Source organism: Chitinophaga sedimenti (assembly GCF_023156195.1).
Classification (GTDB): Bacteria; Bacteroidota; Bacteroidia; order Chitinophagales; family Chitinophagaceae; genus Chitinophaga; species Chitinophaga sedimenti.
Map to the genome: position 1 here is coordinate 3,628,644 of NZ_JAKUKA010000001.1, position 13,100 is coordinate 3,641,743.

Below are 13,100 nucleotides of genomic sequence, written 5' to 3' on the forward strand. Positions count from 1 at the left end.
GTCTCTCTCTTTTTCCCCGCTTTTCCGCTTTGGCGGACGGTAAACAGCAAAGCGGCGGCCACTCCTTATTTTATATGATTGGTTATTTTTCCTTATGGATGTGAAGCTGCGGACTGGCAGCATTGTAATGGTTGATGTTCGATTCGCTTAAAGATAATATTTGCCTTTTGCCTATGCCATGCTTCGGTAAAAGGTTACGATTGATCAACAATTCCCTGGTCCCGATGCGGGGGATAAACACGGTCACGCCCACACCGATGACATTTACATGACGCGCGCCGCTTTAAACTGCAAGGGCGCAGAGACCTGCGCCCTATAAACAGCTTTTGCTGTTGCTCGTCTAATAATAACCAAATCATTAAGTGGTAACAGCGGTACAGGCGGCGGCACAATGCCGTCGCCATAGTAGCTTTATTTATAGTTAGTTGAATTATACACGGCAGGTACAGGCCGGACAGCAGGCGCAGCTGGTTACCGCCGCGCCCCTGCCCGTTGTTCAGGCTGAACTTCTTTATTAAGGTTGATGTTTAATTTCTGTGGTTAAAATTACCACGGTATTGTGCGACAAGCTGTTAACGGACCTCAAACACATTGTTAACAGAAATTAAATGGCGGTAAAATAGTATTACACCATGTGAAGAATGTCTATCTTCAAGCCGCTATGTTCAATGTACGTTCGTCTATCGCGTTGCTCAGGGTCACCGCCATCGCCAGTTTCCTGGTACTATCGTCGGTGTTGTTTTTCCTGTTATACAACACGTATGAGTTGAAGAACCAGCACTATTTCCTGGAAGAAAAGAAATGGATCGAAGAGGAATACGGCCGCAATGTCCGCGATGATAAAATGTTTCCCGGCGGCGCCAAACTCATTGAAACGTACGTCAACAAGTACATGTACGAGTTCGAGCGGCTGTATCATACCGATAGAAAAGCATTTGATATTTTCAGCCAGCAGGTGATGGACAGCACCTTTGCTTTACTCAGGCAACACAACAGTCTTGACAGCATCATACAGGAAACCCGCCGCAAATACAACCTGCAGCGCGAGCTGGCGTATTCGCTCACCGTACGGCTGGTGGATGTAAACTTTGCCAAAGACAAAGCCGTGCCGTTGTTCAGTCTCAATACACCGCACGACCTCATTCGCGCCGTCAGCATCGATCAATACGGCGCCCACATCGGCGGCACATTGAAAGACCTGAACGAACAAAACCTGATCACCCGGCTTACCATCAGTTCCAGTATTGACTACAGCTACCGGATCGCCTACAGTTTGCATGTAGATACACCGAACCGCAAACTCGCCATCCTGCGACTGATGCTCCCGAACCTCTTGCTGTCGCTGTTTTCTATACTGGCGGTGGTGACGATCTATTACATCACGTTCCGCAACTGGCAAAAGCAGAAGAAGCTGTCCGAAATGAAATCGGATTTCATCAACAGTATTACACATGAATTCCATACACCTCTATCGGCGATCCTGGTAGCGAATCAAAGTTTGCGAAATGGCAAAATCATCGCCAACCAACAGAATATTCCGCCACTCACCGATGTGATCCAGCGGCAGGCCGAGCGCCTGAAAAACCTCATCGGCCAGGTACTGAACATTACCACGATGGACCAGACGCCGGTAAACATGCGCCCACAATCGCTGCATGCCCTGCTCGAAGAAATCATGCTCGATTACCGCCTGAAAACTGCCGGCACCAATGTGCAGCTCAGCTTCGTAAAAGAAGCCACGCATGATGAAGTAATGGCCGATCCATTCTGGATAACCACACTGCTGCTGAACATCTGGACAATGGCGTGAAGTATAACACGCAAACCAATAAAACGATCGACGTTAAAACATCCTCCGATAAAAAGAATATATACATCCGCGTAAAAGATAACGGTATCGGGATGGATACGGATACGCAAGAAAAGGTGTTTGATAAGTTTTACCGGAACATCAAAAATAATAACCAGCAGATTAAAGGACTGGGGTTAGGATTGTACTACGCGAAACAGGCGATAGACGCGCATCACTGGAAAATCAGCGTACAGAGCACGCCCGGCGAAGGCAGCACCTTCACCATCACCATTCCCTTTTAAATAGTGAGCATGAAACCGAAAATTTTATTGATAGAAGACGAAACGGATTTGGGCAACGTGGTGCGCCAGTACCGGAGATCATGGATTTTGAGGTTACATGGTACCAGCAGAGTACCAAAGCCCTGCTGCACTTCCAGTCAAATCCCCAGCAGTACAATATCCTGCTCATCGATGTCAGCATTCCCGACATGGACGGTTTTACACTGGCGCAGGAAGTGATCAAAGTGAACGAGCATGTGCCGTTCCTGTTCCTCACCGCGCGCAACGAGCGTGCGGACCGGTTGCACGGACTAAAAATCGGCGCCGATGATTACATTACCAAACCTTTCGATATCGACGAGCTGGTGCTGCGCATCCGGAATATCCTGAAACGCCACCAGCACGCCGCTCCCCTGGAGCCCGGCAACCGCAACTTCATCGAACGCGGCGATGTAAAATTTTATCCGGAAGCATTTAAACTCCTCATCGGCCCCCATAAAGAAATCATCTTAACACCGCGGGAAGCAGAGCTGCTCGGCTTCCTCTTCCAACACGAAAATCGCATCCTCAAGAGGGAAGACATCTTAAAACAACTCTGGGGAGATAATGATTATTTCCTCGGGCGCAGCCTGGACGTATTTGTTTCCCGCCTGCGTAAACACACGGGCAAATCCGCCATGGTCAGCATCGACAATGTGTATGGTGTGGGATTTATTTTTAATGTGTCGGCCCGGTAATGTCCGGAAACTGTCATTCGTCGCCTGTTTTCCCGATTGCGTAAATCATTTTCCCGATTGCGTAAGCCGGTTGATCAGCATGCCTCTACCTTTGCCAAAATTTTCTAGTAAGGCATGAAGTATATATTGAAGCTGGTCTTGATCTTCCTCCCGTTTGCCGCCATGGCAAGTAACGAGAATCCCGATGCGTTTGGCATTATCCGCGGAACGGTATTAACGTCCGACGGAACACCAGCACCCGGCGTAACGATCCAGATCGTAGAACGTAAGAAAGGCGAAGTAACCAACAGCGAAGGTGTTTATATTATCCGCAGGCTCCCGGCCGGCACTTACACCCTCCAAATTTCCTTAATAGGATATGAAACGATTTCCGAAACCGTAATGGTGGAAGAAGACAAAACGACCACGGCTAACTTCCGCCTGAAAGCCTCCGAACGAGAGCTCCAGGCCGTAGAAGTGGTGAGTAATAAGTTCGCAAATAAAGAATCACAACAGGTTGCACGCCTGCCGATCCGCAACCTGGAAAATCCGCAGGTATACACTACCATCAATAAAGAGCTGTTGAAAGAACAGGTAGTAACCAATTTTGACGATGCACTGAAAAATGCACCGGGCATTAACAAGTTGTGGGCGGCTACCGGCCGCGGTGGCGATGGCATGGGCTACTATTCCCTCCGTGGCTTTTCGTTGCAGCCTAAACTGGTAAACGGGTTGGCCGGCGCCGCCAACGGCACGCCCGATCCCGCCAACATGGAGCGCATAGAAGTGATTAAAGGTCCATCTGGTACTTTGTTTGGCAGCAGCGTATCGTACTTCGGCGGTCTTATTAACGTAGTTACCAAAAACCACAGGAAGGTTTTAAAGCGGAAGTTGGCTATACCGGCGGCTCTTACGGCCTCAACCGCATTACGGCCAACATCAATACCCCCTTGGATTCCGCTGGCAAAGCACTGTTCCGCCTGAACGCCGCGTACCACTACGAAGGCAGCTGGCAGGACGCAGGTTTTAAGAAATCGTTCTTTATCGCTCCCAGCCTTACCTACAAAGTGAGCGACCGCAGCACCACGGAGTTCCGCGCCGAAATCCAGCAGGCTGAAGGCACCAACGCCCCGTCATACTTCCTGCCACGCGGCATAGCCCTGCAACAGTTCAGTCCCGATGATCTTAAAATAGACTTTACCCGCTCCTGGACCGGCAACGATATTACCATCAAAACGCCGGTGCTGAATATATTTGGTAAAATGACCAATAAAATCGGCGACCACTGGATATCTGAAACCAACGTTTCTACCAGTACCCGCAAATCACAGGGCGTTTATTCGTACCACAGCATTCGTCCTACAGGCGACTCGCTGCAACGCTGGGTAAATAACCAGGATGCCACCAATATGTTTATTGACCTGCAGCAGAACTTTACCGGCGATTTCAACATCGGCCAGTTCCGTAACAGGGTGGTAGCCGGCGTGGATTACCTGTTTATCCGCAACGACAATAATGCCAGCCCCTATATTCCTTTCGACACTGTAAGAGCAATGAACCCGGGCGCCCGTTATGGCACCCTCACTTCGTCTGCCATAACCGCGAAAATGGCGAACCTGGCGAACAGTAAAACCCGCACGGAAACCAGTACGTACAGTGCTTATGTATCCGACGTGTTCAACATCACCGAGCAGCTGAATGTAATGGCCAGCCTGCGTGTGGACTACTTCGAGAACAAAGGATCGTATAACATGACTTCCGGCACCACCACAGCGAACAGTGCTTTTTACCAAACGGCCTTCTCGCCAAAATTTGGCGCGGTGTACGAAATCCTTAAAAACAAACTGTCTGTTTTCGGTAACTACATGAACGGCTTCAGCAACGTAGCGCCGCGCGCACAGGGCGATGGCACCGTTACTACGTTTAAACCCCAACAGGCCAACCAGTGGGAAGCCGGTATTAAAAGCGAATTGCTCGGCGGTAAACTCACCGGTAGCCTGAGCTACTACGACATTTATGTAAAAGATGTAGTAATCAACGATCCTACCCGCGCCAACTTCTTTATCCGGGAAGGCAACGTGGCAGTAAAGGTTTTGAAGCCGAAGTGATCGCCAATCCCGTTCGTGGCCTGAACATCGTGGCGGGTTACTCCTACAACGATGCGAAAAATGAAAACACCGTAGCCGATACAAAAGGGCTGCGCCCGGTAGATGCAGGTCCTAAACACCTCGCAAACGCCCGGATCAGCTACAAACTTGACGGCGTAAACGACATTGTGAATGGCCTGGGACTTGGCTTCGGTGGCAACTACGCCTCAGAAAACATCGTGGTAAACACGATTACCACCGGCCAGTTTATCCTGCCGTCCTACACCGTGTTTAATGCGTCGCTGTTTTACGACAAACCGAAATACCGCATCGGTTTCAAATTGGACAACCTGACAAACGAGCGTTACTACTCCGGCTGGACCACCATCGAGGTGAACATGCCGCGGCGTTTCTCCGGCAACCTGACGTTGAAGTTTTAATGCTTCGTACTATTATAGCGAAGGGCTGGTCAGTAGACCGGCCCTTTCTTTATCTACTGCTCCGTCCTGAAATAAGTTGACACTTAAAACGAACTTATTATGGGAAACAATGATTTCACTAGATTTAAGCGAACGCAGAAGAGTTATAGCTTAGCCTTTAAATTACAGGTAGTTGGTGAAATAGAACGAGGAGAGCTCAATTTTGACCAGGCTGATCGAAAGTATGGGATTCAGGGACATTGTACGATAGCAAATTGGTTTAAAAAACATAGTAACTTAGATTGGAAAGAACTTCCAACTATGTCTACACAAAAGACGCCTGAACAACGTATTAAAGAACTAGAAGCCCTTTTAGCCAGGGAGAAAGAAAAAGTTCATGTACTTAATACCGCTATTGATATAGCCAACGATATGCTGAAAACGGATATCCGAAAAAGTATATGCCCGAACAGTCCAGCAAGCCCAAGCCCCGCTCTTAGGGGTAAATGGCGTATGTAAGCTGCTGGGATACAGCCGACAAGCCTACTACAAGCACAAAACTGATCGGGCTCACAGATATCAGGAGCTACGCCAGGTTAGGGAGATGGTGATGAAAACCAGGGCTGGTATGCCCAGATTGGGCACACGTAAGCTGTATAATTTAATTAAACCATGGCTGCATAAGGATTCAATTAAAATTGGGCGAGACGTTCTGTTTAAATTTTTGAAGGCAGAGCATTTATTGATCCGCCCTCGGAAGAGATATATTCAAACGACCAACTCAAAGCATTGGCTGCGAAAGTATCCAAACCTTACTAAATCAATGACTATCAATAAGCCAGAGCAGCTTTGGGTAACAGATATTACTTATTTGAAAACACTTGATGGAAATCTATACCTGAACATGATCACAGATGCTTATAGTCGTAAGATCGTTGGATACAGTATAAGTGATAATATGGAGGCGCTCACCATAGCCACGGCGTTAAAAATGGCGGTTGGAAATCGTATTTATAAGCATCCACTGGTGCATCATTCGGACAGAGGATTACAATATTGTAGTAAAGAGTACGTTAGAATTGCCCTCGCCAATAATATACAGATGAGTATGACCGAAAACGGCGATCCTTACGAGAATGCGCTCGCCGAAAGGATGAATAGAACGATAAAGGAGGAGTTTTTACTTGATGAACTAAGAGTAAACAGCTCCAATACTGTAAAAATGGTGCATGAGTCAATTGCTATATACAACAGCAAAAGACCACATCTATCTTTAAACTATCGAACGCCTGATAGTGTACATCAAAAAAATATCCCAGCCGCAAAAAGCAACTGGGATGATATTTTAACCGTCAACTTTTTCAGGACGATTCATACTGCCCTCCCGGACTGGTTCTCCAAAAACCCATTATCTTTAAGAAACAAAAAAGCATCACGATGAAAGTATACTTCCTTCCCTTACTGTTATTGCTGGGCACTGCTGCTCTCGCACAACAGCAAACGGCGCCCAGCACTTCCGCAATATTGAAAGAAGCCACTACCGTTGCAGCAAAAGAAAATAAAAAGGTATTCCTCATTTTTCACGCTTCCTGGTGCGGCTGGTGCCATAAGATGGATACAGCTATGAGCACGCTGCCGTGCAAACCGCTGTTCGATAAAAACTTCGTGGTACGCCACATCGTTGTAAAGGAAACCGATAAGCACAAAGCCGACGAAAATGCCGGTGGCGACGAATTGATGGCAGAATATGGCGCCGGCAGGTCGGGCATTCCCTATTGGATCATCTTCGATAAAAATGGTAAAGCACTGGCCGATTCGCAAATTCGTCCAGATGGCGCGGACATGCACACTTCCGGTGAAAATGTAGGTTGTCCCGCCAGCGAAAAAGAAGTGAATTACTTTATTAAAGTGTTGAAACAAACCGCGAAACTGTCTGACAAAGAACTGGCAACGATCACCGCCCGCTTTCGCAAAATTGAAACGGACATGCGTCACTAAGCAATTATGTGCCGGCTTCACGTCAGGGGCCGGCACTCATCACCGCGCGCGTATAATTTAATTTACTGTTACTGTCAACCCCGCCAACTTACCATGTTCCCATGTTAGCGCCCAAATCCTCCCCCATACTGCCATTGCTGCAACTATCAATTTCTTCGATATGAACATCAGATCAATCAATATTTGTGCAAAGAGAAACCGGCCTACTTTAGCAGCATAAACTCAAACACATGGCACTCACTTTCACCGATCAGAATTTCGCAGCCGAAGTGCTGCAGTCAGATAAACTCAGTGTTGTAGATTTCACCGCTGCCTGGTGTGGCCCCTGCCGCGCCCTTGGCAACATCATCAACGACCTGTCCGACAATTACGCCGGCAAAGTAAACATTGGTAAAATCGATGTGGACACCAACCCGGAGATTTCCGTAAAATACGGCGTAACCAATCTCCCTACCGTACTATTCATCAAAGGTGGATCGGTAGTAGACAAGCAGGTTGGCGCAGTACCAAAATCCGTGCTGGAAAAGAAAATACAGGCGAATATCTAAAAGAATATCCAGGCCGGGCATATCGAAAGAACAGATTGGAAAATGACGCACAGCCGCCGGCCTTGTTCATAAAAAAAAAAGCCGCTCCGTTTATCGAAGCGGCTTTTGCTTTTATAGAAGGGCGGAATCTATTCTGTTCGTAAACTCTTGATCGGGTTTACCACTGCGGCTTTTACAGCATGGAAACTCACGGTGAGGAGAGCAACGGCAATGGCCAGCAATCCGGCCAGTGCAAAAACCCACCAGCTTACCGGCGCACGGTAAGCAAATCCGCGTACCCATTGATCCATGGCAAACCAGGCCACCGGAGCGGCAATGCACAAAGCGATCAGCACCAGTATAATAAACTCTCTCGATAATAGCGCGGTAATATTCGTTACAGAAGCGCCCAACACTTTGCGGATACCGATTTCGCGCGTACGCTGCACGGTGCTGTAGGCGGCCAGTCCCAGTAATCCCAGACAGGATATGATGATTGCCAGTCCTGCGAAATAGAAGAACAACCGTGAGAACCGTTGCTCCGCATCATATTGCTTGTCGAAATTTTCATCGAGAAAATCTGCTTTAAATGGCCGGTGCGGCGCCAGTTCCCGCCACTTGCTCTCCAGTGCCGCCATCGTATTGGATGGGTCGCCTGCCTTCAGCTTAACGAGGAACATAGCACAATTGGCGGGCGACAGCCGAATAGATAAAGCGTTTACCGTATCGCGCAGACTACGGTAATTGAAGTTCTTTACCACCCCGATTACCTGCCCGGTACGCCCCCATTGCGAAAACTTCTTACCGATAATTTCCGCCGGCTTACGATAACCCAACAGGCGCGTAGCAGATTCATTGAGAATGAGCGCGTCGGTGGAGTCAGTAGCATACTTCACATCAAAAGAGCGGCCGGCAGCCATCTTTACACCCAACTGCTCGAGGAACCCGAAATCAACATTATACAGATCCAGGTTGGCGGACTGCATTTCACCATCCTTGTTTTCCAATTCTGTGAACGCGCCCCATTGCTGTGTACCGGGTCCGGCCCGAAGCGCTGGCAGCCAGCACACCGGGCACACTTTCCAACTCCTGCCGCATGCGCGGTAACTGCCCGTTTATCAGGTTATCCTGGTTATACGTTAATATCACCTGCTGTTCCTTGTCAAACCCCATTTGCTGATGGCGCATGAAGTACAGCTGTTTATATACCACGATTGTTCCTGCAATCAAAATAATAGATACTGCAAACTGCACCACCACCAGCGTTTTGCGCAAAGCCAAACCGCTTTTACCGGAAATAAAGCGCCCTTTCAGCACCGATACCGGTTTAAAATTCGATAATACCGCCGACGGATAAAAGCCAGCCAGCAGCCCGATAACCAGCGCAACGGCGAGCAATAATAACAAGTGATCAACATGACTGAAAAGATGCACACTCACTGCCTTGCCGCAAAGCATGTTAAACAAAGGACTTGCCAGGGCTGAGAGAAACAGCGCTATTACAAATGAGATTACGCAAATCACCACCGACTCACCCAGGAACTGGAGCGCCAGTTCACCGCGACTGGCGCCAATCACTTTACGCACGCCCACTTCTTTGGCACGTTCGGTGGCGCGTGCGGTAGTCAGGTTCACGAAATTGATACAGGCAATGACAATGATAAAAATCCCAACGATAGAGAAGATATAAACATTACTCATGCTCCCGGATTCGTAACTGCCCCGGGTTGATTTCAGGTATATATCGCCCAGGGGCTCCAGGTACAGCGTATAGGTCATTTCCCGCTGGTCCTGGGGTAAACGCTGCTCCATGAAGGCAGGCAGCTTTGCCTGTAGTTTTTGTAGTCTGTACCAGGCTTCAGCAGCAAAAAGGTTTGCCAGCCAAAGTTGCCCCAGGAGTTGAATAGCCCGCGATCATTGCTCGTCAACAGCGTCATGGGCAACAATATATCGGTTTTGATCTGCGAATTCTCCGGCATATTCTGCATCACCCCTGTAACCGTTACCAGGGTACTATCTTCAAACATCAGCGTTTTGCCAATGGGGTCTTCCGTTCCAAAATACTTGGCGGCGGCGCGTTCGGACAACACTGCCTCTTTTGGCGTTTTAAACACGTCTTTAATATTACCCTGCACCAAGGGAAAAGTAAACTGCTGAAACACGGTGGTATCCGCCAGCAGGATGTTTTTTTTCTGGAACTTCAGATCACCATGTTTTATGAGGCTGCTGATCTGGTAAAAGGAAGTAACCATCTCCACTTCCGGGAAATCCTGCTGAATGTTCACCCCCATCGGATAGGAGGTAGAGCTGGCGTGTATAGTTTCCGACTTCGTTTTAAGGTCGGTTACCACGCGGTAAATACGATCACCTTTGTCATGAAAGTTATCATAACTCAGTTCAAAAGACACATACAGAAAAATGAGCAGGCAGGCTGTCATGCCCACAGATAAACCAGGATGTTGATCAGCGAAAAGCCGCGATGGCGCCACAGGTTCCGGAAAGCAGTCTTGAGATAGTTCTTTAACATGGTTTAAGCATTGACGCCACAACTGTTAAAAACATGCCACTTTAAAAAACAGTTGATAATCAGACAATTGAATTTTGCAACCTGTCCGTTTTCGGTACATCGTCCGCCCGGTTCTGCACACCCATAAAAGAGAAACCCGGCCTGGAGAGGCCGGGGACTCATTTAGCAAAATCTAAATCCTGAGTTGGAAATCCGGTGTAAGTGTTATTTTTAGTAGCCATAAATGAAGATGCATTCCGGCGTTTGATAGATTTGGATTCCCAGCTCATTTTGTCAGTGAAACTATATTAAAGACGCTTTAGCCGACGTTATGGGTGAACTTTCAGGAAAAAAGGGGAAATATTTTTTTATTTTGATGGAAACCCGAGATCAGGATGTTCCCTAAGTTATATACCACGTTATGTGCCTTACTTGTGTGCAATGCACTTTTTGCCCAGCTTGTATCCGTTAACCAGATAGGCTTTTATACCGACGGGCCCAAAAAAGCGATAGTGCGCTCCAATACGGGCGGCGCTTTACATTATTACCGCAACCTCCGGCGATACTGCTTACCGGGGCACTTTATCGGGTCCTTTCCGTAACAGTTATTCACCACATACTACATGGGTGGCCGATTTCACCGGTCTTCAACACGAAAGTCGTTATAAGCTGGTATGCGTGGCTGGCCCTTCACCCCTGTTTTACATTGCCAGACATCCGCATGAACAGGCGGGACAGGCGGCCATGAAAGCCTTTTACTACCAGCGTGCTTCCATGCCACTCGAGCGCGCTTATGCCGGTCAATGGGCCCGCGAGGCCGGTCACCCGGATAATATTGTACTACTCCATCCATCTACCGGTCAAAAGGGAAAAATAAGCTCGCCGGAAGGCTGGTACGACGCAGGCGACTACAATAAGTACATCGTGAACAGCGGTATTACTATGGGCACGCTGCTCTCTTTATACGAAGATTATCCGCAATACTGCAAAGGGATACGCCTCAACATTCCCGAGAGCAATAACAAAATACCGGATATACTCGACGAGGTAAGCTATAACCTCCGCTGGATGCTTACGATGCAGGACCCCGCCGATGGTGGCGTTTACCATAAACTGACGAACGCATCGTTCGACGGGATGATTATGCCGGAACAGGCGACGCAACCGCGTTACGTAGTGAAGAAAAGTACTGCGGCCACGTTGGACTTTGCCGCCGTTACCGCCCAGGCGGCGCGCGTGTATGCTAAAATTGATAAACCGCTCGCCCTGGCCTGTCGAGAAGCGGCTACTAAAGCCTGGCAATGGGCGCTACAACATCCAAAGGAGCCGTACCGGCAGGATGAGATGAACAAACAATTCCAACCGCCCGTGGTTACCGGCGAATATGGCAACGCCCAGTTTGACGATGAGCTTTCCTGGGCCGCAGCGGAATTGTTTACTACTACGAAGGACGAACAATACAGACCGCATATCAACAGGATGGCTGTCCGGTACTGGCAGGTGCCTTCATGGGGACAAGTAGGCGTGCTCGCCTATTATACCATGGCTAGGTATGATGCAGGTATGAAGAAAGACGTGATCGCATTTGCCGACAACCTCCTGTCCGGCAGCGACTCCACGACTTACCAGGTCGTGATGGGCAAAAAAGCGGGAGATTTTACCTGGGGTAGTAATTCCGTGGTGGCCAACCAGGGCATTGCTTTAATGCAGGCTTATAAGTTCACCAAAGACAAACGTTACCTGAACGGCGCCGTGGCTTTGCTCGACTATCTCATGGGCCGCAATGCTACCGGCTATTGTTACTTAACCGGCTTTGGCAGCAAACGCGTGATGCACCCGCACCATCGCGTATCCGTTGCCGACGGCATTCCTGAGCCGGTACCAGGCCTGCTGGCAGGCGGCCCTAATCCCGGTATGCAGGACAAATGCACGACCTACGTATCCAAAGTGCCGGACGAAGCGTATACGGACGATGACTGCAGTTATGCATCCAACGAAATTGCTATTAACTGGAACGCGCCACTGGTGTACCTCATTTGGGCGATAGAAGCCGCATATCCGCGTTAATCCGCATTACGGAACGCATGGATACGGATTTCGTCGGAGGTGGCCTTGCGCAGGTTGCTGTCTTTTACACCATCCAACTCGCTGCGGACAATATTAATGGGCATGTATTGCAGCCCGGTGCCCAATACGGTTACGTAGGGATAATCGCCACCGTAATGTTTGGTGTTGATGTCCCAGGTGCCATTTACCCGCTCTACGATGATTTGGCCGATATAAAAGACCAGCGCATCGTACAACGTTTTCCAGGCATTATCCAGATCATATCCGATGATAGCGGCGTCTATGAGCGCGAGGCTTTCGTAGCCGAAATCCAGCTTATCACGGGGAATACCAAGTTCTGAGCTGATGACCTCCAGCAGGCCGCCGCCGGATTCGATAAGGCGATTACCGAGGCGGGTATAGTAGCGCCAGTGATCAACCGAAGCGGCACGACCATTTTTATAATCTTCGTCCACCCGCTTTTTCCAACTCACAAACCGAAGGAACGCTTCTTTCTGCCAGTAGTTTCCCTTCCCGGGAACGCTGGCACCTGCAGGGTCAAATACATAAATGAAGTCGCCATTGGGCAGCTCATACACCTGGTCTCTTTTCTCTGCACCGTTCCGGTATTTTTCATAAAAGTCGAAAGTATATTCCCGGTGCAGCTTAGCGCCACCGTTCTCAATAAACGCTGTTACTTCGCTTTTTTCAATCTCCGGTTTAAAGGA

The 13,100-nt window shown here is 48.7% G+C and carries 13 protein-coding genes and 1 pseudogene; 10 read left to right on the plus strand and 4 right to left on the minus strand.

All coding sequences use genetic code 11. The features are described 5' to 3' along the window. Window positions 1-634 precede the first annotated feature (634 nt). From MKQ70_RS41360 to trxA, 9 genes and pseudogenes are all read left to right on the plus strand, one after another. Complete coding sequence (locus MKQ70_RS41360) at window positions 635-1,810, plus strand: sensor histidine kinase (protein WP_248074030.1); 1,176 nt, start codon at window positions 635-637, stop codon at window positions 1,808-1,810. After that, window positions 1,807-2,094, plus strand: coding sequence for a sensor histidine kinase (locus MKQ70_RS20695; RefSeq protein ID WP_248074032.1), 288 nt, complete (start codon window positions 1,807-1,809; stop codon window positions 2,092-2,094). Before MKQ70_RS41360 ends, MKQ70_RS20695 begins: the two co-directional genes overlap by 4 nt. An 80-nt stretch (window positions 2,095-2,174) precedes the next feature. After that, entirely contained in the window at window positions 2,175-2,810 is a 636-nt protein-coding gene (locus MKQ70_RS20700) for a response regulator transcription factor (protein WP_248074034.1), read from the plus strand. Window positions 2,811-2,924: 114 nt separating this feature from the next. Further along, window positions 2,925-3,773, plus strand: coding sequence for a TonB-dependent receptor (locus MKQ70_RS20705; RefSeq protein ID WP_248074035.1), 849 nt, complete (start codon window positions 2,925-2,927; stop codon window positions 3,771-3,773). 257 nt (window positions 3,774-4,030) lie between these two features. Then, window positions 4,031-5,316, plus strand: a pseudogene (locus MKQ70_RS20710) (TonB-dependent siderophore receptor). A gap of 99 nt (window positions 5,317-5,415) precedes the next feature. Then, complete coding sequence (locus tag MKQ70_RS20715; protein ID WP_248074036.1) at window positions 5,416-5,814, plus strand: hypothetical protein; 399 nt, start codon at window positions 5,416-5,418, stop codon at window positions 5,812-5,814. A gap of 4 nt (window positions 5,815-5,818) precedes the next feature. Further along, complete coding sequence (locus MKQ70_RS20720) at window positions 5,819-6,736, plus strand: IS3 family transposase (protein ID WP_248081531.1); 918 nt, start codon at window positions 5,819-5,821, stop codon at window positions 6,734-6,736. Continuing rightward, the gene (locus MKQ70_RS20725; RefSeq protein ID WP_248074037.1) at window positions 6,733-7,293 is read left to right on the plus strand and encodes a thioredoxin family protein; all 561 of its coding nucleotides are present in this window, start codon (window positions 6,733-6,735) and stop codon (window positions 7,291-7,293) included. The genes MKQ70_RS20720 and MKQ70_RS20725 overlap by 4 nt, the downstream gene beginning before the upstream one ends. Window positions 7,294-7,523: 230 nt before the next feature. Next, window positions 7,524-7,841 carry a thioredoxin gene (trxA, locus tag MKQ70_RS20730; protein WP_248074038.1) on the plus strand — a complete coding sequence of 106 codons (318 nt, stop codon included), beginning with the start codon at window positions 7,524-7,526 and terminating at the stop codon, window positions 7,839-7,841. Between the two features lie 128 nt (window positions 7,842-7,969). Here trxA and MKQ70_RS20735 read toward each other — a convergent pair whose 3' ends face one another. From MKQ70_RS20735 to MKQ70_RS20745, 3 genes are read right to left on the minus strand one after another with little or no spacing between them, the layout of a single operon-like run. Next, window positions 7,970-8,806 (minus strand): ABC transporter permease, encoded by an 837-nt coding sequence (locus MKQ70_RS20735; protein WP_248074039.1) that lies wholly within the window; start codon window positions 8,804-8,806, stop codon window positions 7,970-7,972. A 1-nt stretch (window position 8,807) separates the two neighbouring features. Beyond that, window positions 8,808-9,632, minus strand: coding sequence for an FtsX-like permease family protein (locus tag MKQ70_RS20740; protein ID WP_248074040.1), 825 nt, complete (start codon window positions 9,630-9,632; stop codon window positions 8,808-8,810). Then, on the minus strand, window positions 9,596-10,258 hold the full coding sequence (locus MKQ70_RS20745) for an ABC transporter permease (RefSeq protein ID WP_248074042.1): 663 nt from the start codon (window positions 10,256-10,258) through the stop codon (window positions 9,596-9,598). The genes MKQ70_RS20740 and MKQ70_RS20745 overlap by 37 nt, the downstream gene beginning before the upstream one ends. A 695-nt stretch (window positions 10,259-10,953) precedes the next feature. On the opposite strand from MKQ70_RS20745, the gene MKQ70_RS20750 reads away from it, so the two are divergent. Continuing rightward, window positions 10,954-12,393, plus strand: coding sequence for a glycoside hydrolase family 9 protein (locus MKQ70_RS20750; RefSeq protein WP_248074044.1), 1,440 nt, complete (start codon window positions 10,954-10,956; stop codon window positions 12,391-12,393). Here MKQ70_RS20750 and MKQ70_RS20755 read toward each other — a convergent pair. Next, complete coding sequence (locus MKQ70_RS20755; protein WP_248074046.1) at window positions 12,390-12,971, minus strand: hypothetical protein; 582 nt, start codon at window positions 12,969-12,971, stop codon at window positions 12,390-12,392. The two genes, MKQ70_RS20750 and MKQ70_RS20755, sit on opposite strands and share 4 nt — an antisense overlap. Window positions 12,972-13,100: the final 129 nt, after the last annotated feature.